Origin of the sequence: Nostoc sp. KVJ20, assembly GCF_001712795.1 — a bacterium.
Lineage (GTDB): Bacteria > Cyanobacteriota > Cyanobacteriia > Cyanobacteriales > Nostocaceae > Nostoc.
Genome location: NZ_KV757545.1, coordinates 22,493 through 48,086, shown reverse-complemented (window position 1 = coordinate 48,086; position 25,594 = coordinate 22,493). Strand labels below are relative to the sequence as shown.

At 40.3% G+C, this 25,594-nt stretch carries 9 protein-coding genes; 1 reads left to right on the top strand and 8 read right to left on the bottom strand.

What is annotated here, in order from left to right; all coding sequences use genetic code 11:
- Positions 1-23 precede the first annotated feature (23 nt).
- Positions 24-2,033, bottom strand: coding sequence for a DICT sensory domain-containing protein (locus tag A4S05_RS02095; RefSeq protein WP_069068167.1), 2,010 nt, complete (start codon positions 2,031-2,033; stop codon positions 24-26).
- A gap of 1,126 nt (positions 2,034-3,159) precedes the next feature.
- Between A4S05_RS02095 and A4S05_RS02090 the strand changes: the two genes are divergently transcribed.
- A complete protein-coding gene (locus A4S05_RS02090; RefSeq protein ID WP_069068166.1) occupies positions 3,160-5,451 on the top strand; it encodes an amylo-alpha-1,6-glucosidase in 2,292 nt (763 codons plus the stop codon).
- Between the two features lie 305 nt (positions 5,452-5,756).
- Here the strand turns inward: A4S05_RS02090 and A4S05_RS02085 are convergent, their stop codons facing one another.
- From A4S05_RS02085 to A4S05_RS02055, 7 genes are all read right to left on the bottom strand, one after another.
- Positions 5,757-6,191: a hypothetical protein gene (locus A4S05_RS02085; RefSeq protein WP_069068165.1), complete on the bottom strand. Its 435-nt coding sequence runs from the start codon at positions 6,189-6,191 to the stop codon at positions 5,757-5,759.
- A gap of 25 nt (positions 6,192-6,216) precedes the next feature.
- On the bottom strand, positions 6,217-7,920 hold the full coding sequence (locus A4S05_RS02080; RefSeq protein WP_069068164.1) for a GUN4 domain-containing protein: 1,704 nt from the start codon (positions 7,918-7,920) through the stop codon (positions 6,217-6,219).
- Between the two features lie 264 nt (positions 7,921-8,184).
- On the bottom strand, positions 8,185-9,363 hold the full coding sequence (locus A4S05_RS02075; RefSeq protein WP_069068163.1) for a 2-isopropylmalate synthase: 1,179 nt from the start codon (positions 9,361-9,363) through the stop codon (positions 8,185-8,187).
- A gap of 85 nt (positions 9,364-9,448) precedes the next feature.
- Positions 9,449-13,657 (bottom strand): non-ribosomal peptide synthetase, encoded by a 4,209-nt coding sequence (locus A4S05_RS02070; RefSeq protein ID WP_069068162.1) that lies wholly within the window; start codon positions 13,655-13,657, stop codon positions 9,449-9,451.
- 147 nt (positions 13,658-13,804) lie between these two features.
- Positions 13,805-14,431 (bottom strand): Uma2 family endonuclease, encoded by a 627-nt coding sequence (locus tag A4S05_RS02065; RefSeq protein ID WP_069068161.1) that lies wholly within the window; start codon positions 14,429-14,431, stop codon positions 13,805-13,807.
- 57 nt (positions 14,432-14,488) lie between these two features.
- Entirely contained in the window at positions 14,489-22,201 is a 7,713-nt protein-coding gene (locus A4S05_RS02060; RefSeq protein WP_069068160.1) for a non-ribosomal peptide synthetase, read from the bottom strand.
- Positions 22,202-22,335: 134 nt separating this feature from the next.
- A complete protein-coding gene (locus A4S05_RS02055) occupies positions 22,336-25,551 on the bottom strand; it encodes a non-ribosomal peptide synthetase (protein WP_069068159.1) in 3,216 nt (1,071 codons plus the stop codon).
- Positions 25,552-25,594: the final 43 nt, after the last annotated feature.

Genomic DNA, 25,594 nt, shown 5'->3' with positions numbered 1-25,594 from the left:
ACCCAATCCCCAATCCCCAATCCCTATTTACTCTTGACTTTTGTCCGCTTTTCCTCTTGGCTACTCTGAACAATCGGGATGGTGAAGTGAAACTGACTACCCTGGTCTTTGCCAGTTGACTCCGCCCAAATTTCCCCACCCCAGCCATTAACAATTTGACGGCAAATTGCTAAACCAAGTCCAGTCCCGCCGGTGGTGCGGCGCAGCGCTCCCTCTTCTTGATAGAAGCGGTCAAAAACTACTTCTAATCGATTCGGTTCAATGCCGCGTCCAGTGTCAACTACACTCACCTCGACCATCTGACGGCTGTTGTAAATCGCTTTAATGGTGATTTCTCCTTGGGGTGGCGTAAATTTAAAAGCATTGTCCATGAGTTTTGCCAGTACCTCTACTAACCAATCACCGTCTGCTCTTACCAAAGGTAGGTTTTCGGCAATTTGAGTTTTAACTTGGGGCGGCTTTTCCGTTGAAGAACGCGTGCGATTTCGGCTAAGTGCTAAATCCACACATTCTTGTAAGGTGAGGGATTCTGGGTGCCATTCCACCCGGCCGCTTTCCAAGTTGGAAAGTGTGAGGAAATCTTGTACCAGTTTTCGCATCCGTTCCGAGTCGGAAAGAGCGGTGTTGAGCATGATCTGCTGCAACTCCAAGGGCATATCCGGTTCGGTAGCGAGACTTTCTAGGCACACTTGAATTGTGGATAGGGGGGTACGCAGTTCATGTCCGGTAATGGCTATGAGGTTGCTGCGGGTGCGGTCTAGAGCTTCTAGCTGCTGGTTAAGTTCTTCTAGGTTAGCATAAGCTTCCGCTTGGATAAGAGCTGCTCCTACTTGGGTAGCGATCGCTTCTACCAGATCCAATTCCCCTGGTTGGCACTCGTGCGGTGGCATTCGGCAATAGTGCAATTCCACAATGCCCAATAATCGCCCCTGATAAAACACTGGTTCCATCAGCCAAGAACGAATGGCAAATTTTTTGGCAATCAAGGAAAGTCCTGGCGAATTATTAACACGAGGGTCATTCAGCGTATCGCTAATACAGACACCTTCGCCTTGTTCCACTATGTCCCGAAATAGGGAATTTTGCTCTAACTCCCAGGTTTGCCCACGAACAGATAAAACACCGGGAGTCAAAAATTCGTGTTCAATTATGGCTTGGCTATCTGTGGCTTGAGCGCGGTAAATTAAACAGCGACAAGCTTCTAGGTGTTGTCCTAATTCTTGTGCCGCCACCTGGAGAACTTCGTGAGGATCGAGCGATCGCCGAATGGCAGTGCTAATCGAATTGACTAATCGTTCTTTTCGTGCTTGGGCAGCAATGGAACGGTAGGCTTTGTGCAATTTGTACTGACTAGCTTGCAAATAAGTTACTAAGCGCTGCACAAAGGGATCTGTATCAATGTCACAAGCATATTCATTGTCCTGTTCGGCTCCAGAGTGGTTTCGCGGCTCCCCGATGCCAAACCTCTGACGTGCTTGTTGAATTTTACTTGCCAGTTCTGGTCTGTAAACCAAAATCCTGTCTAACAGCAATTCGGCGGCTTTGAGGCTAACTCCCCTTTCCGATGTCCAAATTCCCTCAAATCTTCGCGCTGTATCGATATCCAGATTAGGGCTTAGTTCTGTTAGTGGCTTGTTTTTGGCAATAGAACCAAGGTTTTCCCGACAAACCAGACAAGTAGCATAATTGTCAGCAATCACTACCAAATGCCACTCTTGACTTAAGCCATCCGTTGGCTCAAAAGCGACTTTTTCATAATGTTCTGAACTGTTAGCGAAATCCGTTTCTGGAGCAGATAATACGTATATTTGATTACTTCGTAAGGCTAGTCGCTGGTAGCGATGAGCTTCTTGGCGGTAGAATCGCTCTCGCTGGAAACTAGCAATTACAAGGGGTTGAGCTAAAGTCGCAGCCAAAACTTGATCTTCCATCGCGTGGGAGAGCGCCGTTAATGAAGCCTTAAAATATAGCTGGGGCCGCAAGTAGGGTAGGGACTTTAGCAGATCACTCAGCACAGAAGTCGAAATGCTCATGAATTATTGTTAAACGCTCAACCTCGACAAGATCCACGTCACAGCTGCATTGTACAAATTCCAAGGGACTCTCAAGTTAAATAGACAGTTGCAATATGTAAAGAACGCTAAAAAGCGCTTTTCGCCAAAGCAGGCGTAACACTTCGTTACCAACTAGTAGTTCGCCAAGGGAACTTGGCGGGGTAAAGGGAAAAAATTAAAGGCAAAAGGTATTTTATCCCTTGCCCTTTCCCCTTTAACCTTTCCCCAATCTTTACCCGGCATTTTTGGGTTGGCAGACTACTAGGAGGATTGCGTGCAACTTGATTTGTTGATTGACAACCTAATAAGCCCAATATACATTCTCGCCCAACTTTGCCATTTACTTGCACAGGTAAAATCTTTCAGGAGTAAGTACTAAAACACTAATTCTTGTATGGTTTTAACTACTGTGTTTATTAATCACCACCGATCATTGACACTCACATAATTTAGCCCATAATTAGTGATTAAATTTAATAAATTAATTAATTATCATAATTTAATCTAATCAAATACCAAAGATATTTAAAACAAAATTGTATAATAGTTTGGAACAAATGCTCTGTATACCAACAAAAACTGTGAATGTAGCATTTTTTCTGAGTATACTATAATATCTTGTGTCTCTGAAAGTTCAACGACTAATGAATTATCTCAAAACCCTCAGTTTTCAGTCTTGACTTGAGCCTTATAGAATATAAAATTATCAATATTTGTTTATATAGATTTGAGCACTGCTATTTTCTTAGCAGTGTGTAAGGATTATTTTGGCTCCAATGGCTCAAACGAGTTTTAGACAGCGTCTTTTTTCGGAAGTTGTGAGGATCAACAAGAAGGAGAGAGATGGGGGGCAGGGGAAAATCCCATACTTAAAAGCAGGGGTAAGATAATTGACCTGACTTTGCACCTTGTGTGTCTCTACGAGATGCTGTTTTTTGTTTAGACTGTGTGTCTTGACCCAAATCTTTCTTTTTTCAACCTGAATAAATCTAGTTGCTCTGTCCCAAAGCAAAAGGTTATTTTTTCTTTCCCCGCTGCCTCTTGCGTAAAAGACCTCTACTCAAAAGATCACAAAAATATAGACCTGTACACGGAACTTTGGCTCATGACACCGGATACATTAATGACCCCGGAAAAAATTTTCCTGGATGGAAAAACTTTTATTCCTGCCGAACAATTACCTATCCCTGAGTGGCCTTGTGTTGTGAGTGAAAGACCACAACCCACACTGACGGTTAAAGATGATGATTTATTTTTTGTGACAGATACTATAGGGAATATTTCTGGCTGTTCCCTCAACGATGGCAATCCCAGCATGGGACTGTTTTGTTGTGATACGAGATTTCTCAATCGCTTGGAGCTGCAAATTGAAGGGCGATCGCCTGTACTCCTCAGTAGTACTGCTGAAAAAGGGTTTTCACTCTCAATTTTGTGTACTAACCCCAGAATCGAGGAACGCCTGAGAGCCGAAACTATCGGAATTCGCCGAGAAATAGTTCTGAATGGAGCACTATTTGAAGAAATAGAAGTATCTAACTACAGCACAACCACTGTTAATTTTGAACTAAGTATCAGCTTTGATGCGGATTTTGTTGATTTATTTGAAGTCCGGGGCTATGACAGAGAAAAACGAGGTCGGCTTTTACGTCTAGTGGAACCGACGGCTGAAGAAGGAACATTTTCTCAGGTCGATAGCGTTGCGCCTGTACACAAAGAGCCATCCGCACCTAAAGAAGAATCCTTGACACTCGCCTATCAAGGTTTGGATGGCTCGGTGATGGAATCCCGAATTCTATTCCAGCATCGGCAACCAGACTATTTCAAAGGGTACACTGCGGTTTGGCAGCTAGAGTTAGCTTCTCACGAAACTCAAAAGCTGGGCTACCGAGTGAATATGTTGAGAAACAACCAGTCCAGTTCAACCGTAAGTGCCGCCACTACCTTAGGACAAGCGAAAGCTGCTGAGTGGATGGAGGAGCAACACTGGGTACAACAAATTACCCGCATTAGCTCAGATAAAAATACCTTCAATCGAGTGATTGAACGGGCTGAACAAGATATGTATTTGTTGCGCCAATCTTTTGGGAAGCATAAGACTGTTTCCGCCGGAGTGCCGTGGTTTTCGACACTATTTGGGCGAGATTCGCTGATTACAGCTTCTCAAACCCTGATGTTAAACTCGCAAATCGCCAAGGAAACTCTGATATTACTTGCGACATACCAAGGTAAAATCGACGACGAATGGCGCGAAGAAGAACCGGGTAAGATTTTGCACGAGTTACGTTTAGGAGAAATGGCTCGTTGTCAAGAAATTCCCCATACACCTTACTATGGTACAGTTGATGCCACTCCTCTGTGGCTGCTGCTCTATGCCGAACATTATGCTTGGACTCACGATCAAGAACTCCTAGAGCAACTTTGGCCCAATGCTCTAGCAGCAATGGAGTGGATCGATCGCAACACCAAACAAACCAGCTACCTGAGTTACTTCCGTACATCTAAACGCGGTCTTGCTAACCAAGGTTGGAAAGACTCTGGCGACTGTATCGTAAACCACAAGGGAGAATTAGCCAACGGCCCAATTGCCCTTTGTGAGGTGCAAGCTTATGTTTATGCTGCAAAAATGCGCCTAGCAGAAATAGCTAGGATGAAAAAGCGGCTTGATTTGGCAGATCGTTGGCAAGAAGAGGCCAGAAATCTTAAGGTTCGTTTTAATCGAGATTTTTGGGTGGAAGACCAAGATTTCTGCGCCTTGGCTTTGGATGGAGATGGCAAGCCAGTAGACAGTATTACCTCAAATCCTGGGCATTGTCTGCATTTGGGACTCTTCACAGACGAAAAAGCTCATAGTGTAGCAGAACGGTTGCGGGCACCAGATATGTTTAATGGTTGGGGCATTCGGACTCTGAGTAGTTTGTCACCCGCTTATAATCCGATGGGTTATCACATTGGTTCGGTTTGGCCCCATGATAACGCTCTGATTGCAATGGGATTGCGATCGCTCGGTCTGATCGATCAAGCTCTGGAACTTTTCCAAGGTTTATTCGATATGACTGAGCAGCAACCCTATCAACGTCCTCCAGAACTTTTCTGCGGCTACGAACGGAATGGTGATAATGCTCCTGTGCAGTATCCAGTTGCCTGCACTCCCCAAGCTTGGGCGACGGGTAGTATCTTCCAACTCCTACAAATGATGGTCAATTTGGTGCCTGATGCTCAAAATAATTGCTTGCGAATAATCGACCCCGCTTTGCCAGAATCGATTAATCGTTTGTCATTTCATAATTTGCGAGTCGGCCCCACCATCCTCGATTTGGAATTCGAGCGTTCTGGAACTACGACTGCTTGTCGCGTTGCGAAAAAACGGGGCAACTTGCGGGTAGTTATCGAAGCTTAGAAAGGCAGTAGGGAGTGAGAGTAACGCTATTTTGTGAGCAGGGGGAGCAGGGGGAGACAAAGAAACAAGTGTATTTAGAGCTATTGCGGTAGTAAAAATTACTAAAAGTTTCTCTTTACTTCCCCCACTTCCCCTGTTCACTTCACGATGATCTCATTTTTCCGCGTTGCTCCCGGAATTTACCCAACTCAGCACTCTTTATAAACTCTGCCACTTACTAGTACAGCACGGCGGAAATAAACCACCCATTCCCAATCAACAAAACCCTTACGCTGTCTTCATTTTTAATTTTTAATTTTTAATTTTTAATTCCGCCTTGCGGTACTAGTATTATTTATCTTTGTCCCAATAATTGATTGCTCTTTATCCTTGATCAAAAATTTAGAACTATTAATTCTGATAACTTCATAACTTTCTGGCATAAACACAGAACCTAAAGTAGCTATCATATCTGCAAGAGAAATCTTAAAAGCTAGTGGTATCTTTAAATTAAAAAAGGATTTGGGCATAGTTTTAACATTTAAATGCAATTTTTTTTGAGTTACGTACCATACACCAGTAAATTTATTACCTGTTATCAGTTCTTTAGGTTTAGAGAAAAGAAGCATTTGAACCCTATTTTGCTCATAAGTCATATCATCTTTAAATTCAATAGTTATTTTTTCTGAATACGTATCAAAACGCCATTTTCCCAAAAGTAAAATTTCTATTTCTACATCAGAATGCTTACTATTACTCATGTTTATCCTCAAATTAGCTTTAGCTCTAGTTTTTCCTATTATTAACAAATGTGTGATTAACACATGGCAAAGTTTCGCTACAACTTTTTGCACGAGAAAAAAATAAGTGCATCTGCCAAACTAACCAAGACTTTACCCGCCAAGCTCCCATTGAAAGGTGTTCTGTAGATGATTTTGCGGATAAGTCAAAGCTATCTTGGTCATAGTGTAACCATTTGGCTGGTAAGTGTCCCATCGGTGTCATCGGAGACAATTTAAAAGTTAATTGCTCATAGTCTAGCCAGTTCCCCTCTTTTCGCCAACCAAGGCGATCGCCGAGTCTCTTTTCTGTTTCATAGTCTACTTGACCACCCATTTCGCTCCAGATAGTTTGCTGAATACTGAAGCCGAAATAACCATAACTATATTGTTCCCAAAGTTGATCAATGGAGTGGAGTTCTTGACAAGAAAAGTTATCAATATCTTCCTTATAAACTTCATTCCAATAATTCTTATTCATGACTTTTAGCATTAGCTTAGTGGTTTCAATATCAGCTTCTTTCCACTTATGCTGCGCGAGGAGATCCTGCAATTGGGTATAATCAATATCTTTATTGCTGGAAAATTCTTTTGTCAATCTAACGTTGTTATTAGTCAGTCCCATCAATCCTGTTTCTTCAACAGTAGATAGAGGTGCTGTAGAGACAAAAGTTACTTCTGCTCTTTGATCGGTGAGTTGCTTGGATATATAGTTAGATATTAAATCAATACCCTTGTCTAAAAAGACGCCATTTTCGCTCAAATCAAAATTATGGATTTGCCAATCTAGTAATTGAGATTGAATAAAAGCATCTTTTAATCTGGCTTTTTTCTCATAGCTTGTTACCATAAAATCGAGAAAAGTTTCAGAAATTGCCTCGTTCTCTTCAAGGTTAAATAAATTGGATTGATTCTTTAAAATACTATCACCTAGATTTTTAATATCTCCGACAGTTGTATAGAAATATTCATCTACTTTTACGACTTCATCTATTAAAGATTGAAAGGGACTAAAGTAATCTTGTAAAGAATTTTCAAAATTAATTGCAGTATGGGCAATTTTTGCTATATCTTGACGAACCTTATAGGCTTTTCTTTGATATTCGTAAATTTCTTGATGTACTTCTAAATCTTTAACTATTTGCCGAACAATCTCTTTTTGATTTTTAGTATCTTCTGCAAGGTTTTTAATTCCTTCACCAAGCAATCGAATTTTTTCTAACATTAAAAAATAAGCATTGCTCAACAGTAAAACTGCTTTAAAGTTTTCTTGCTTCTCCCATCTTAAGCCATCAAGAATTTTCGGATTTTTCTCATTTTTTAGCTCTAATTTTCTTCTTTCCTCCTCTAAACTTTTTATTTCCAAATACTTGTGTTTGAATAATGTTTTTAAATCGTCTGTAAGAGTTAGTAAAAAATTATGATAACTATCCTGATAAGTTTCTAGAAAATCAATAATATGACTGTAGTCCTTAATAAATAATTGGATTTCATCAAAAATTTCTCCCTGGCTAATTTCTTCTTTTCGTTTAATTATCCCACCAAACTGGTGATGATATCGTACACCTTCTTTAATTAATCTTTGACGTTCTCTAATTTTTTTCTGAACTGTTTTTACACCGTTATTCTTGAGAACTGGTAATTGATAGCTTCGTTCATAAATTGAAATAGCTTCGTAAGTAATTAGTTGTCTTTGCTGTTTAGTTAACATAACCTTGATTTGCAAAAGTATGAATATTCGTTAATCTCTTACCCATTTCAACACCTCCGGGTGTTTGTCATAGAGCTATTGATTCAGCATGATTACGAACATGAGTCAGCGCATAGTTGTAAAAATCAGTTGAGGCTATTGAGGCTGACTGAATAACTTTGGTATTGTACTATATTTACTGAACCAAGAAAAAGTAAAAATTTAATAGGCAAATAAATATTGAATTAATGTTTTTTCTATTTAGCTAATACATGACAATATGGATTATTTAAAGACCCCATCTTGCCATAGTTGCAATATCTCTTTGGCTGTAAAATAGCGTTCTTTCTCCACAGAAAGAGATTTAATCACTGAGCGCATTTTTTCATATTGCTTCATTGATTGAGGATTTTGCAGTTGCTTTTCAAATAGATATTGAAAATTACTGACTCCACTCCATTTGCCGAAGAGAACCTCTATAGTGTTGTAAGGCAAAGCAGCATAGCTTTGAGGGTCGCAAAACAAAGAATTGACATGGATACCTGATTCGTGGCGTTGAGCGGTTTGAGAGTAAGGTGGCGCTGGACGAACTCCCAATTGCTCGATGTAATCAGTCACCGCGACGATAGCATCATAGTTAATCCCCTTCACTTCAATTCCGAAGCGGACTCGCAACCCATTTAAAACCTGCTCAATGGCAACATTTCCGGCTCGTTCCCCAATCCCGCAAAAAGTACCCGATACTAAAGTTGCTCCAGCTATGACGGATTGGAGAGTATTTTCGAGAGCCAAGCCCATATCATTGTGGTAGTGTACCCCGAAAGCAACCGCAGTTGTATGTTGCAGCAGGTCGTTAATCCAGACATAGCTCTTTTCTGGACTGAGGACTCCGACTGTATCACAAAGCAAAAAGTGTTCAATATAAGGGCCAAAAGAGCGGATACATTGCACTAAAAAGTCAAAATCGGTTCTTGAGGCATCCTCAGCGGCGAAGTCTACAGTGAGTCCAGCAACCGTAGTGGCATAGCGCAAATTTTCGACAATTACATCAATAGCATTTTGGCGAATTCTATTGATAACGTTAACGGGGACATCATCATCAATAGTTTTTCCTTTAAACTCCTTCATCAGACGAATCTGAGGATCTCGTAGAAACAAGAGTCGATCAGAAAGACCATGAAAAAGGATAATGCGCTTAACACCACAGTCTTTTGCTTGATCAATATATTTCTTTTCCATTAAGGTAGCGGCAGTAATTAATCTATCCAATCCCTCTGATACTAATGTTTTAGTCAGTTCAGATTCTTGCTCACATACACAGGGCATAACATCGAGTCCATCGACTCCCGTTTGAGCAATTAGATGGGCGAGTTTTTGTTTAGTTTGGCAAGAGAAAAAAATGCCTGCTTGTTGTTCCCCATCCCGCAGAGTTTCATCGTAAATTTTGATAGGAAGTGTTTTCATTAGACCTCTCGCAAAATTATGTTAAATAAGGAGTCAGAATTCAGAATTCAGAATTCAGAATTCAGAATTCAGGAGTCAGAATACTCTAATCTGCTCCATTTGCCATAAAAGCTTTTAATTGTGTAGCTAATAGTTTGACATGGGGTTCATAAAGCATTTGACCGTGGTTTCCAGGTACAGAGATTACCTTGACAGGCTTTTGAGTATAGTTTTGCCATCCCCAATCGGGTAGATGGTAATCAGAAAAGGCTTGTAGTTCTTGTAAAATAATCTCCTTAACTTCTTGAGCGCGGAATAAAACAATGGGAGCAGAAATTGGATTAGTAGGCTGATAATTTGCATAGTTGAGCGTTAGTACTTTCATCACTTTCATATTGGTTTTGAGTAAAGAAAGGGTGGAGTGTTCGGGTAAAATATTATTTTGGTACAAATACTCTGCTGCCAGTTCCCACCTCGCTTGGTCATTGGGTTGAACAGCTAAATCGTCATATTGCAGTCCTAAATAAACTCCCTTTAAGACTTCAATTCGTCGAATCAATTGCCAGATCCAATCAAGCTCTGCTCTATCAGTAAAATACTCAGCTTTAGAAACTAGTCCAGCGTCCAAGATAGCTAGTAAACTCACCGTTTCACCTTGCTGTTCGAGTTGGGAAGCCATTTCAAAAGCAACAGCACAACCTGAAGAGTATCCTGCTAATATATATGGACTTTTAGCTTGCTGTTGACGTAATAGATTAATCAGTTGACTTGCATGAGTTTCTACTGATTCAGGGAGTACGCTAGAGCCGTCTCGTCCTGGAGTTTCGAGTCCATATATTGGCCGCTTAGTTCCTAAATTGATTGCCAAATCTCGAAAATAAAAGCCGTGTCCGTTTGCGCCAGGAAGAAAAAATAGAGGTGTTGCATGTCCTTGAGGTTGGAATGACAGTAAATCAGGATTTGACTGTTGAACCTCAGTATTACAAAGTTGTTCTGCTAGTTGAGCAATAGTAGGATTTTGAAATAAACTACTTAAAGAAAGTTGTTGCTCAAATACTTCTTGAATATTATTTAGTAGTTTAATCGCTAATAAAGAATGACCGCCCAAGTCGAAAAAATTATCATGAATCCCAATGTCTTGATGTTCGAGTACAGCAGACCAAATTTGCACCAATTGTTTTTCAATTTCGTTCCGTGGGGGTTCATATAAGCCCTGATTTACACGATTTGGAGCAGGTAAAGATTTCCGGTCAATTTTGCCATTGGGAGTTAAAGGTAACTCATCCAATACGATGATTTGAGCAGGTATCATATAATCGGGTAGCCGGGATTTGAGATGATTCTTCAATTGGGTAGAAAAATCATTGTTTATTCCCGTTACATAAGCAATTAAACTTTGGTTACTTTCAGTTTTAGATAAAGTGACAATTGCTTCTTTAACTGATGGATGTTGCAATAAAATCGATTCAATTTCCCCGATTTCAATCCGAAAACCCCGTAATTTAATCTGTTCGTCAATGCGACCTAAATACTCAAGGTTTCCATCAACTCCCCATCTTGCTAAGTCGCCAGTTTTATAAATTCGCTCAATTTTACCGAATAACTCAACTTTGATAAATTTCTCGGCGGTTAAATCAGGACGTTTGAGATATCCTCGTGCCAAACCCACTCCCGCAATACACAATTCTCCAGGGATGCCAGGGGGTAATGGTTGATTGTGAGTATCTAATATATAGATGCGGATATTAGATATTGGTTGACCAATAGGTGGTTTTTTACCATTAGGATGACAGAGTGCGATACTAGCACAAATTGTAGATTCTGTTGGCCCGTAGCCATTGTAGAAACTTCGTCCTATTGCCCATTTTGCCACTAATTCTGTTGGGCAAGCTTCACCAGCAACAACTATAGTTTGGCAATCAGGTAAAGCAGCTTGCGGTAATAAAGATAAGACTGAAGGCGGTAACGTAATATGGGAAATTTTGTGTTCTTCTAAGAAGTTCACTAAGTCTTGACTAGGTAATAAGGTTTCTTGCTTTGCTAGATACAAACAAGCCCCTGTGGCGATCGCAGTAGCAATTTCCCAAATTGAGGCATCAAAGCTAAAAGAAGCAAACTGAAGCAATCGGCTTTGAGGTTTAATTTGCAAAACTTTGTCGATCGCCAAAGTTAAATTCACCAGTCCTCCATGCTCAATCATCACCCCTTTGGGTTGTCCCGTCGAACCAGAAGTATAAATTACATAAGCTAAATTATCAGGAGTACTTTGAGGATTAGGATTATCTATTAACGCAAAACTAAAAGTTACTCGATCTAAACAAATTATCTGGTATTTCAGTTTAGCTATAGGTAATTGGTCTAATAGGAAACTTTGGGTTAGTAATACCAATGTTCCAGAATCCTTTAACATGAATTCTATCCGTTCTTTAGGATAATTTGGATCAATTGGCAGGTATGCTGCACCCGCTTTCAGGATACCGAGTACACCAATAATCATTTCCAAAGACCGTTCAACACAGATGGCAATTAAAGTGTCTGGCTGAATTTGGTGATTTTCAATTAGATAATGAGCTAGTTGGTTTGCTTTTTGATTGAGTTGCTGATAAGTTAATTGTTGAGATTCAAAGACTAAAGCGATATTATAAGGATTTTTTTCAACTTGTTGTTCAAATAAGTCAACTAGAGTTTTATCTTGGGGATAATCAGTTTGAGTTTGATTCCAGCATTGTAGTTTTAGAAGTTCGGGTGCTGTCATCAAAGAGAGGGTATTAATAGGTTGTTGAGAGTTATCAATAATTCCCTGAAGTAGAACTTCAAACTGTTCTGCCATCCTTTGTATAGTACTTTTCTCAAATAGATCGGTGGCGTATTCCCAAGTTAAATTTAACTGGTTATCAGATTCTATGACTAGAAGTACTAAGTCAAATTTAGCAAAGGGATAGGTTAATGGCAGCCATTTAATCTCTATTCCTGGCAAACTTAGGTCGGGACTTTCATTATTTTCCAGTGCTAACATGACCTGGAATAAAGGGTTATGGCTCATACTGCGTTCTGGTTGCAACTGTTCTACCAGATACTCAAAGGGAATGTCTTGATGGGAGTATGCATCTAAACAAGTTTGGCAAGTTTGTTGCAGAAACTCGATAAAACTTTGCTCAGGCTTGATTTGATTACGTAGTATCAAGGTATTGACAAAAAAACCGATTAATCCTTCCGTTTGGCTATGGGTGCGGTTAGCAATAGGAGAACCAATACATAAGTCTTCTTGACGACTGTAACGAGAAAGCAGAATACTGAAAGCCGCCAACAAAGTCATAAATAAACTTGCACCTTGCTGCTGACTTAAAGTTTTAATGGCAAGAGTTAAGTTAGGCGATAGGGAATAGCGATCGCGATCGCCTCGGTAACTTTGCAATGCTGGACGGGGATAATCGGTAGGTAACTCCAGTAATGGGGGAGCATCCTTGAGTTGATTTTTCCAGTAGTTGATCTGGGTTTCCAATACTTCCCCTTGTAACCAATTTCGTTGCCAGTTTGCGTAGTCGCTGTATTGAATGGGCAATGGTGCAAGGTTTGGGGTTTGACCTTGGGCAAAGGCGGTATAAACTTGTCGTAACTCACGGACAAACACCCCCATTGACCAGCCATCACTGATAATGTGGTGCATATTAATGAGTAGCACGTATTTCTGCTCTTTGAGTTGCAGCAGATTCGCTTTAAACAAAGGCCCAGTATTTAAGTCAAACGGTTCTTGAACATGAGCATCAATTAAACGCTGGATATTGGGGGAGTCGGAAATCGCTATTGGTAAAACTCTTCCCCAGTCCCCAGTCCCCAGTCCCCAGTCCCTTAAAACTTCGATGTCGTCTAAATTTGCGATCGCAACCTGGGGATGTCCTGCCATTGTGGGAAAATACATCCTCAGACTGTCATGCCGATTAAGCAGATAAGCCAAACTAGAGCGCAAAGCATCAATATTAAGGTTTCCATCCAGTTGCAAAGCGATCGGCATATTGTAACTGGCTGATGGCCCTTGGAGTTGTGCTAACAGCCAGAGGCGTTGTTGAGCAAAAGAAAGGCACTTGGGCACATCATCTGGCAAGGTCGGAATTTCTTCTGTCATGACAGTTGTGGTTTTGACAGAATTTAAGAATGCTAATATATCTGCTTTGTTGGCTTGAATTTCCTGCTTGAGTTCAGAAGTTAAGGCGTTTTTACTAGTACGAATTCGTAACTTATCGTCATCAGCCCAAATTCGACATCCTATGTTCTGCAAACGCAACATTAAATAAGCCACTTGCTCATTTTTTGTCATACTTTAAGTAAGTCGGTGCAATTAAAGCTAACTGGTGGGGCTGTCATTTGTCATTTGTCATTGATAAGGGTTTTAAGCCTATTTACGTTTCATAACATAAGTTGCTTTATTCCCATCTATTTACGTATCAAATTTTCTCCTAATTTTTTAACTATTCTGAATTCTGAATTCTGACTCCTGAATTCTTACGCCCATCATATCCATTACTTCCAATTCTACATTTTCGTAAAGGTCAGCAAATGAGGCGGTTAAGTTAATACTTTGGAGTTCAAAAACTTGGTTATCAGGTGTATAGGTTTGTAGCACCCATAGCCCTTGTTCATTACGGCGAAAGGTTTCAAATCGTTGATGTTTGCTATTAACTAAAACGTATTCCTCTAAGCTGTCAAGGGTTTGATAGTCGTTGAATTTGTCACCTCGATCAAAGGCTTCGGTGGAATCTGATAGGACTTCAACAATAAGCTTAGAAAAGCTTTTATAGGTTGGGGTTTCTCGGTCTTTAGGGTCACAGGTTACGAGAATATCGGGGTAATAAAAGCGATTACGTTTTTCAATCCTGGCTTTAATATCGGCAAAGTAAACTCGACAGTCTGACCCTCGCAAGTGGTTGCGAATTAATAAAGCGAGATTTAGTCCAATAGTATTATGGGTGTCAGTTGTTCCCGCCATTGCGTAAACTTGACCATTAATATATTCGTGTTTAATGTTACTTTTTTCTTCTAGTTGAAGGTATTCATCAGGAGAGATAAAAATGGAATCAGATATGGCAATCATAGGTTTTCTGATTAAAAGATAAATTTTGCTTAAGGATGTGTTTTCAGGTATGGTAGTTTAAAGTTCGATTTCCTCTTCATCTAACTTGAGAGGCTGCATACTTTCATCAGTGGAATTAACCCAAATGCAGGTATCAAGATAACTTGCTAATTCAGTGATGGTGGGAAACTCAAATATTTTACGTAGAGGTAACTCGACTTTGAATTTATCACGGATGCGGGCAATTAATTGGGTAGCTAATAAAGAATGTCCACCCAAGTTGAAGAAGTTATCATAGCGGGCGATGGCTTCACATTTAAGCAGCTTCGCCCACAATTCGGCAAGCAATTTTTCTGTGGAGGTTACAGGCAATTCAATATCTTTTGATGCAATGGTTGCATTTGCTATAAGTAAAGCTTTACGGTCTACTTTTCCATTTGGTGTTAGTGGTAGTTTATCTAACACAGTGAAATGGCTAGGAATCATATAATCAGGCAGGTTTTGACCTAGAAAATCACGCCATTCAGCGAATATTGTTGGATCAACTTGATTGCTGCGATATTGTAACGGCTGGTTTGAGTAATCTTGCCAAGATTTCAGGCGCAAATTTTCACCCTGAGCAAATCTTGGTAATATTGCCTGTCCAGGGATATTCCTTTGAAAAACAACATCGTAATTAGCAAAACCTGTGGGGCTATATTGAATGAAAATGGTATAGGGTAAATCTCGCACTAAAGTTCGGAAAACTTCGGTTTCTATGCCTGATTTAGCTGGGAAAACTGCCGCTTTTAAGTCTGAAACCTTACCATCTAATTGAGCAATTTCTTCTAACAGCACCATTTCTGAAATTAGACGCGCATTGGGAATATTGTTAATGCCTAATAAATCCGGTTGCTGAGTTTTTAAAATTCTCTCGATTGTTTCCAAATTCAGTTGTTCACCTTGCCAATCTAAGCATTGTAATTCGGCAACGGGAGTATCTGCCCGATCTAGGTGTAAAACAACGTCATAACGAAAACGACTCATTTCCGTTTGAGCATAACCTCGTTGCAATTGAATTTGCACATGACTAATCCGAGGAAATCTTTGTTTGAGGGCGATAAAGAAATCAGGGTCAATTAGTAACTCGCCTTCGGTGCGGATGCTTTGTTGAATCTGTTGACGCAAGTCCTTAATTGATAATTCGTCGGGGGCGCGATAAAATTCGGCTGCGGTGTGGAAAGCTTCTAATAAATGGAGATTTCGCACATCTCCAACAAAGATTTTTCCTTGAGTTTTCACAGCATTGATAGCCCCTTCGATTACTAACAACAAGTAATCCAAAGAAGGAAAATATTGAATAACAGAATTGAGCATTACCAGGTCATAATTATTTGTATCAATGCCGTCAAACTGGTTAGCTGAACTTTGTTTTAAAGTAACTTTTTCTTTGAGAGATTGCTGTTGAAGATGTTGTTCAATATAATGTAACCCTGCTGCTGCAATATCTGTACCTAAGTACTTTTGACAATGGGGAGCAATTTTTAACAATAACATCCCTGTCCCACAACCGATTTCCCAGACCCGTTTGGGTGCAAGTTCGAGAATTTGATCAACAGTTTTATCCCGCCATTCTTGCATCACAGGTTTGGGATAAGGTTTTCCTGTATAGCTATCATTCCAACTAGCTAAATTGAGGGTTGGATCATCTTCTGGATCTTGTGATTGATGGTAGGCATCATTGAAAACTTGTTGCCATAATTCCACCTGTTCACCTTGAAGATATTCATCCTCTTTACCTGTTGGGACAATGTATGCCACCAGACGTTGATCGAAATCAGTGTCTTCCCGAACTAGGACAACCGCTTCCTCAATTTTTGAGTGTTTGAGTAAAGATGCTTCAATTTCACCTAATTCAATGCGGAAACCACGAAGTTTGACTTGGCGATCGCTCCGTCCTAAGTATTGCAAATTACCATCAGGTAGCCAACGGGCTAAATCGCCAGTTTTATAAATTCGCTCAGTTTTACCGAATAATTCGACTTTGAGAAATTTTTCGGCGGTTAAATCGGGACGATGCAAATAACTCTGTGCTAAACCTGCACCTGCAATGCAGAGTTCTCCTGGTATTCCTGGGGGAAGGGGTTGGTTGTAGCTATCTAGAATGTAGATGCGGGTGTTAGCGATCGCTTTACCGATAGTTGGTTCATGCTGGGCATTTTTGGCGACTTTCGTAAATGTAGAGTAAGTTGTGTCTTCAGAAGGGCCATAGAGGTTATAAACTTCTCTTACAGATGTGGTTTGATATAAAGCCTGTACCAGACTATTTTTTAATGGTTCGCCAGCCAAATTGATAACTTGAACACTTGCGGGAATAGCATTCATATTCAGCAGTTGGGCAGCAGCACTTGGTACAGTATTAATCAAAGTTATCGGTACAGGACTCTTACGTGCTTGCTCAATGTAGAGTGCATTTTCCACCACGATCGCACTACCACCTTGAGTCAGTGGAACAAAAATTTCAAAAATGGAGAGATCGAAACAGATTGAGGTTGATGCTAAGACACCTGCAAGCTGTTCTGCGCTGTAAACTGAATGCGCCCATTTTACTAAAGCTACTGGGCTATATTGTGCGATCGCAACACCTTTAGGTCGCCCTGTAGAACCAGAAGTATAAATTACATAAGCCAAATCATCAGGGCTACTTTGAAAATTCGGATTATCTGTTGGCTGATTTGCCCATATTTCTTTCTCTAGAAATATTACTTGACAGGGATTTTTTAGTTTTTCTAGAGGAAGTTGCTTTTTATTGACATTTTTTGTTAGTAATACTTCTGCATTACTATCTTGAAGCATTAAATGAATGCGTTCTTGGGGATAACTTGGATCAATCGGCAGGTATGCCCCACCTGCTTTGAGAATAGCAAAGATACCGATGAGCATTTCCAGAGAACGATCCACACAAATCGCTATCAATGGATTATCAGGTAATTGTTGCTTTCTTTTGAGTTCCAACAAATAATGCGCTAGCTGATTAACTTGTCGGTTGAGTTCTTGATAACTCAGACTTTGATCTTCAAACACCACCGCAATGTTATCCGGCGTTTTTGCTACCTGTTGTTCAAACAGAGTTATCAACGTCTGATTTTTGGGGTAATCTGTATCGATTTGATTCCAAATTTGCAGTTGTTGACTTTCTGCTGGGGTAATTATGGGTAGCTGATGAATCGGCTGTTGGGGATTTTGGGTAATTGCTTCCAGTAAGACTTCAAAGTGTCCCGCCATGCGTTGAATCGTTTCAGCCTCAAATAAATCTGTGGCATATTCCCACATACAATGCAATTGGCCGCCCCTTTCGCAAAGATCCAGTGTTAGGTCAAACTTGGCAAATGGGAAACTTTGCTCTAACCATTGAATATCAAGCCCTGGTAAATTAATATTTTTCCCTGCTTCTTGAGTATTTTGCAACACCATCATCACTTGGAATAAGGGATTATGGCTCAGACTGCGTTCTGGTTGCAGTTGTTCTACCAAATATTCAAAGGGAATATCTTGATGAGCGTAAGCATCTAGGCAAGTTTGGCGGGTTTGTTGGAGTAATCCGCAAAATCCTTGCTCTGGCTTGATTTTGCTCCGCAATACTAAGATATTGACAAAAAAGCCGATTAATGATTCTGTGTGGCTATGGGTGCGGTTAGCGATCGCACTACCAATACATAAATCCTCTTGACGGCTGTAACGAGATAGTAAAATACTAAAAGCCGTCAACAGAGTCATAAACAAAGTAACTCCCTGTTGTTGACTAATAGCTTTAAGTCTCTGAGTCAGTTCATTGCTCAAACGATATTCCTCACGCCCACCTTGATAACTTTGTTGGGCTGGACGGGGATGATCAGTGGGCAAATCCAGCAATCGGGGAGCATCACCTAATTGTTGTTTCCAGTAATTTTCCTGATTTTCTAAAATCTCCCCTTGTAACCAATTGCGCTGCCAAGCTGCATAATCACTATATTGAATCGGCAACGGTGACAAATTTGGAGCATTCCCCGCAGCAAAAGCAGCATAAGTCTGTTCCCATTCACGTTTAAACACTCCCATTGACCAGCCATCACTAATAATGTGGTGCATATTAATCAGCAGCACATTTTTCTGTTCGCCCAGTTGCAGCAGTTTCGCTTTGAATAGGGGGCCAGTATTTAAGTCAAAGGGTTCTTGAGCGTGGTTATCTGATAACCGTTGTACGGTTTCTGCTTGAGTCTGGGGATTAAGTGACTGTAAATCTGTAATCGCCAGCACTTCTATATCATCTAGATTTTGGACGGCTACTTGCGCCTCTCCTTCTAGTGCGGGAAAATAGGTGCGTAGAATGGCATGGCGATCGAGGAGATAATCAAAACTTGCACGCAACGCTTCTATATTCAACTTGCCTTCAAGTTCTAGCGCCGTTGACATATTGTAGGTAGCCGAGGTTCCGGTGTCTTCAAGTTGGGCTAAAAACCAGAGTCTCGATTGGGCAAATGACAGATTTTTAGGAGCATTTTCAGGTTGTGGCGTGATGGGTGGTAAAGCAATTACCGAAGCGGCTTTGTCAATTTCTGTTGCCAAATCAGACAAAACACTCTGTTCAAATACCTTGCGGACAGGTACTTCTACCCCAAAAGTGTCACGAATGCGGGTAACTAATTGGGTTGCTAATAGCGAATGTCCACCCAATTCAAAGAAGTTATCTTGACGACCAACAGACTTAGCTTTTAAGAGACTTTGCCATAAGGTAGCCAACAGTTCTTCAGTTGGCGTGACTGGCATTTGAAAGTCCGTAGAAGTGGCTGCATTTGGTGTTGGTAGCGCTCTACGATCTAGTTTTCCGTTAGGGGAAAGGGGCAACTGATCCAATACGATAATCTGGCTAGGAATCATATAATTTGGTAGGCGAATCTTCAGGTAGTCTTTGAGTTGACTCGCTAAATTACTGGATTTTTCCTTTGCCGTGACATAAGCTACTAACCTGGGATTATTATCAGTTTCATATAAAATAACAACCGCTTCTCTAACTAAATAATTTTGCAATAATAGCGATTCAATTTCACCAAGTTCAATCCGAAATCCCCGTAATTTAATTTGAGCATCAATACGACCTAGATACTCAAGATTGCCATCAGAGTTCCATTTTGCTAAGTCACCAGTTTTATAAATTCGCTCAGTTTTGCCAAATAATTCAACTTCAATAAATTTCTCGGCGGTTAAATCGGGACGGTTGAGATAGCCTCGTGCTAAACCCACTCCCGCAATACACAATTCTCCAGGAATACCAACTGGTAACGGTTGATGATGAGTATCTAATATATAGATGCGGATATTAGATAACGGTTGACCGATAGAGGGTTTTTTTCCATTGGGTTCACAACTAGATATACTGGCGATGACTGTCGATTCTGTCGGCCCATAGCAGTTGAAGAAACGCCGTTTTTTTCCCCAGTGTGTCACCAACTCTGCTGTACAAGCTTCACCACCAACGATTACGGCTTGCAAATCAGGTAATGAGGCTTGAGGTAATACAGATAAGACGGAAGGAGGTAAGGTGAAATGGGAAATTTTGCGATCGCACAACAAGTCCACCAAAGCTTGACTAGGTAACAAAGTTTCCTTCTTGGCTAAGTACAAACAAGCACCTGCGGATAAAGCAGTGGCAATTTCACCAATAGACAAATCGAAACTAAAAGAACCAAACTGAAGCCAACGGCTATGGTGTTGAACTTGAAAAATTTCAGCCCAGGCTAAAGCTAGATTGACAATTGCACGATGCTCAATCATCACTCCTTTGGGTCGTCCCGTTGAACCGGAGGTATAAATTATATAAGCTAAATTATCAGGAATACTTTGAGGATTGGGATTATTTGTTAACGCCGCATTAAAAGTTTCTCGATCTAAACAAATGATCTCGTTTTTCAGTTTAACTAAAGGTAATTGGTCTAATAGGAAACTTTGGGTGAGCAACACCGATGTCCCAGAATCTTCTAACATGAACTCAATGCGTTCTTTAGGATAATTGGGGTCAATCGGTATATAAGCTGCACCTGCTTTGAGGATACCGAGTACACCAATAATCATTTCTAAAGACCGTTCAACGCAGATACCAATTAAAGTGTCTGGCTGAATTTGGTGATTTTGAATTATATAATGAGCTAGTTGGTTCGCTTTTTGATTAAGTTGTTGGTAAGTTAGGCTTTGGGATTCCAACACCAAAGCGAGATTATTAGGGTTTTTGGCAACTTGAGCTTCAAACAAATCAACCAAAGTTTGATTGAGGGGATAATCAGTTTGAGTTTGATTCCAGTTTTGGAGTTGCTGACTTTCTTCCTCTGTCATCAACGGTAGAGTATCGATTGGTTGTTGAGGATTATCGACAATTCCTTGAAGTAAAACTGCAAAATGTCCCGCCATCCGTTGAATGGTTTGAACCTCAAACAAATCGGTTGCGTATTCCCATTCTCCTGTTAAACCTTGGGGTGTTTCCCGGAAAATCAGCGACAAATCAAACAGAGTTGTGGTGTTCTCCCACTGGAAACGTTTAAGGGTTAATCCATTGGTTTCTAGTTGCTGCTGGGTTTCATTTTGCAAACTAAAAGCCACTTGAAATAGGGGATGATGAGAAAGCGATATCTCCAATGGGCTACGCCTACGCTCCTTACCCAATTCATCAACTAGTTTCTCAAAGGGTAAATCTTGATGATCGTAAGCATCTAGGGTTACTTGCTTCACCCGTTCAAGTAATTCTAAGAAAGTTGGATTTCCTTGTAGATTGGTACGTAATGCTAGGGTATTGACAAAAAAGCCGACTAATGGTTCTATGTGGCTATGGGTGCGGTTAGCGATCGCAGAACCAACAACAATATCCTCCTGTCCACTGTAGCGCGAAAGTAACAGCGTAAATGCTGCAAGCATTGTCATAAACAGAGTTGTTCCTGACTCCTGACTCAAACGCTTTAACTTTTGTGTTAAATCCTGATTGAGTTCCAAAAACTCGCTACGCCCTCTGAAACTTTGAACTGATGGGCGAGATTTATCAGTGGGCAATTCTAACAGAGGCGGGACTTCAGCTAATTGTTTTTGCCAGTAATTGAGTTGGGTTTCGAGTACCTTACCTTGTAACCATTGTCTTTGCCAGTGGGCAAAATCAGCATATTGCAGCGGTAATTCAGTTAAGGGAGAAGATTCTCCGGCGGAAAATGATGTATAAAGGCTGAACAATTCACGGCGAAATATTTCCATTGACCAACCATCACAAACGATATGATGGATGACAAGCAACAACAGATAAGATTGGTCATTCAATTGCAACAACTTTACCCGCAACAAAGGTGGGTTTGATAAATCAAAAGGCTGTTGCAATTCTTTTGTCGCTAACTGAGTGGCTCTACTTAACTGATTTTCTTCAGTCAATTGTCGCCAATCTAGCACTTGCATTGTCAATTGAGGATGAGCATGAATCACCTGTATAGGCGACTCATCGAGAATAGAGAAGCTAGTACGTAAGACTTCATGACGTTGAACAATTGCTCTAATAGCTTGTTCTAAAGCACTTATATTCAGAAATCCCTTAATCTGCCAGAAAAACGGAACGTTATAGACACAATTTTCGCCTTCTAATTGATCTAGAAACCACAGTCTTTGTTGAGCAAAGGAGAGGGGAAGGGGTTGTTCTCTCGATACGGATGTGAAGAGTGGAGATTGTTGTTGCTTCTTCAGTTTTTGTAGAACTAATTCTCGCTTATCTGGAGAAAGGCTTTCAAGACGTTTTAATAAATCGCTCATAATAATTATTAGAAATCACTTTTTTTAATCGACTCAAAAAGACTCAATTCATAACAACCCCTCTCTAAAAAACTCCGCGTACCTTTGCGATTACTCTGCGTTCCTTTGCGTTTAAAAACTCTACAAACTTTTACTCACAAAAGCAATTGTTGTGTCACCTCTTCCTCTGACAACTGATCAACTTCCCTTAAAATCTGTGCTAAATCATCATTTTCTGCTTGTTCAATTTGTTGTTCACTAACTTTTTGTGCAAGTTCAGCAATAGTCGGATTTTCAAACAGATAACGGAGAGAAAAATCTAGAGAAAAGGCTTCTCTTAAACGAGAAATAACTTGAGTAGCGAGTAAAGAATGTCCCCCTAACTCAAAAAAATTATCGTGAATTCCCACCTGTTTGACTTTGAGAACTTCAGCCCAAATCGTGGCTAATTCTTGTTCCGTTGGCGTGCGAGGAGCAACAAAATCAACTTCTAAATTTCTTTGGGAAATATCTGGAGCGGGCAAAGCACGGCGATTGATTTTACCATTAGGTGTGAGAGGGAATGCCTCTAGAAAGAAGAAAATAGCAGGAATCATGTAATCAGGCAGCTTTTTCTTGAGGAAATTTCGCACGGTGCTAGGTGTTGGTTGATTATCCTTAGTAACTAGATAAGCCACTAAATACTTGTTCCCAGGTTCATCTTCCCGCACCATAACTACAACTTGCTTGATGTCAGAATGTTGAATTAAAATTGCTTCAATTTCTGCTAATTCAATCCGAAATCCGCGAATTTTTATTTGTGTATCAATTCGACCGATAAATTCTATATTTCCATCAGGGAGACGGCGTGCTAAATCTCCAGTTTTGTAGAGTTTATCTCCTTCAATAAAAGGATTACAAATAAATTTTTCACTGGTTAATCTTGGTTGATTTAAGTAACCTCTCGCAACACTCGCCCCACACACATAAAGTTCCCCAGAAACACCAATTGGAACTCTGTGTAAATCATCATCTAGTATGTAAACTGTCCTATCGCCGATGGGTTTTCCAATGGGAATTGAATGAACATTTTCAGCAAGTTGTTTGGGAATCGGGTAACAACAAGTAAAAACTGTACATTCGGAAGGGCCATAAGCATGAATTAATTGCGTTCTCGGCAATAATTCTAAAGCGCGACGAACATGAGGTACAGAAACAGACTCTCCCCCAAATAGCAGTTGTTTTATGTCTGACAAACCTTGTGGCATTTTATCAATCATGAGATTGAATAACGCAGTAGTCAGAAACAGGGTGTTAACCCTTTGTTCTTGGATGATGCGGCTTAAATTTTCAGGTGTGGGAATTCTTTCTGGGTAAAGCACACAACACCCACCGTAAAGCAAGGGCGGCCAAAGTTCTAGGGTTAGTGCATCCCAAGAAATCGATGAATGTTGTAGCCAGATTTGTTCTGCATCAAGGTGAATATAATCAACCCCAAACATAAAACCAATAATGCTGCGATGGGTAACTTCCGTTCCCTTTGGTGTTCCCGTCGAACCAGAAGTATAGATGATATAAGCTAAGTTTTCTGGATTAACTTCACTGAGCAAATTGTTTTCACTGTATTGGGCAATAATTTCCCAATCTGAGTCAAGATTCACCACAGTTTGATTCTGGAGTGGCAGTCTATTTTTTAAATTATTTTGCGTTAGTAAAATCTTTGTCTGTACATCTTCTATCATGAACGCCAATCTTTCTGGAGGATAAGCAGGATCTAGCGGAATGTATGCCCCACCAGCTTTGAGGATAGCCAGTATTCCTATTACCATTTCTAGCGATCGCTCGACACAAATTCCCACCCGCACTTCGGGTTTAACTCCCAACGCTTGTAAATAATGAGCTAATTGATTAGCGCGGTTATTCAACTCCCGATAAGTTAAATATTGTTGTTTATATACAATTGCTAATGCATTTGGGCTGTTTTCTACCTGTTCTTCAAAAAAAATATGAATACATTTGTAATTAATATAATTTGTTGTTTGTTGATTTTCTAGCAGAATTAAATTTTCTTCTTCATCTGCACTGAGTAGAGATAATTGAGAAATATATTGTTGTAGATTAGTTGCTATTCCTGTGAGCAATGTTTGGAAAATTTCAATTATGCAGACAATTGCCTGTTCCTCAAAGCGACTGGTATCATAAACAATCCTGCCAGATAATTGTGAAGCAGGATTAATCACTACAGTCAGAGGATAATTCGTGCGTTCAAAACAACTAACATGACTAACTTCTAAAGTTTTCTTGGTTTCCTGTTTAGCCCCATCTATCGGATAATTTTCAAATACTAAAATGCTTTCAAATAGTGGTATACCTGGAGGAATATCACTCATTTGTTGAATTTCTGCCAGGGAATAATAAGCATACTGTTCCTGCTCAAATGTCTGGCTTTGTAAATGCTTGAGCCAGGGTAATAACTCTGTTTTCCCACTAATTTGTACCCGTATGGGTAGGGTATTTATTAATAGCCCCACCATCGAATCCACTCCTACCAGTGTTGATGGACGACCGGATACAGTTGCACCAAATACGACATCATTTTCCCCACTGTAGCGGGAAATTAGTAATGCCCATGCTCCCTGCACCAAATTATTCAAAGTTAGATGGTGCTGTCGCGCCACATATTGCAGTTTTTCAGTTACCGTTTTAGATAATTGAAACGGTTGCTCATTATATATTCTTTGTTCTTGTTCTCTGTTCCCTATTAAAAAAGTAGGAGTTGCAAATCCTCGGAGAGTTTTTTGCCAAAAATTCTTAGCTTGATCAATATCCTGTTGCTGTAACCATTGAATATATTCTCGATAGGGGCGAACAGGTTGGAGGCGTAAATGTTCACCTCGCTGATTAGCCTCATAAAAAGCTAAAACTTCTTTGAGAACAATCTGCATCGACCAGCCATCAAAGAGGATATGATGATGGCTCCAAATAAATTGGTAAGTTTGCTCTCCTAGCTGGATGACAGTGAAACGCATTAGAGGAGCTTGAGCTAGATCAAATCTTTTTTGGCGATCGCATTTCAAAAAATCCCCTAGCTGCTGTTGTTGTTCATCAGCTGTTAAATGCCGCCAGTCCAGCTTTTCCCACGGGAGATCCACTTGCTTACTTACCATTTGCAAAGGCTTTTCTATCTCTTCCCAATAAAAGGAACTGCGTAAAGCTGAATGTCGCGCCACAACCAGCTGCCAAGCTTGCACAAAAGCAGAAAAATTTAATTCTCCAGAGAGGGTGCAAAGCAACTGCTCAAAATAAACCTCCGACTCTGGCGCATAAAGGGTATGAAACAGCATCCCTTGCTGCATGGGTGAAAGTTCATAAAGGTCTTCGATATTGTTCATGAGATTGGGGATTGGGGATTGGGGATTGGGGATTAGGGATTGG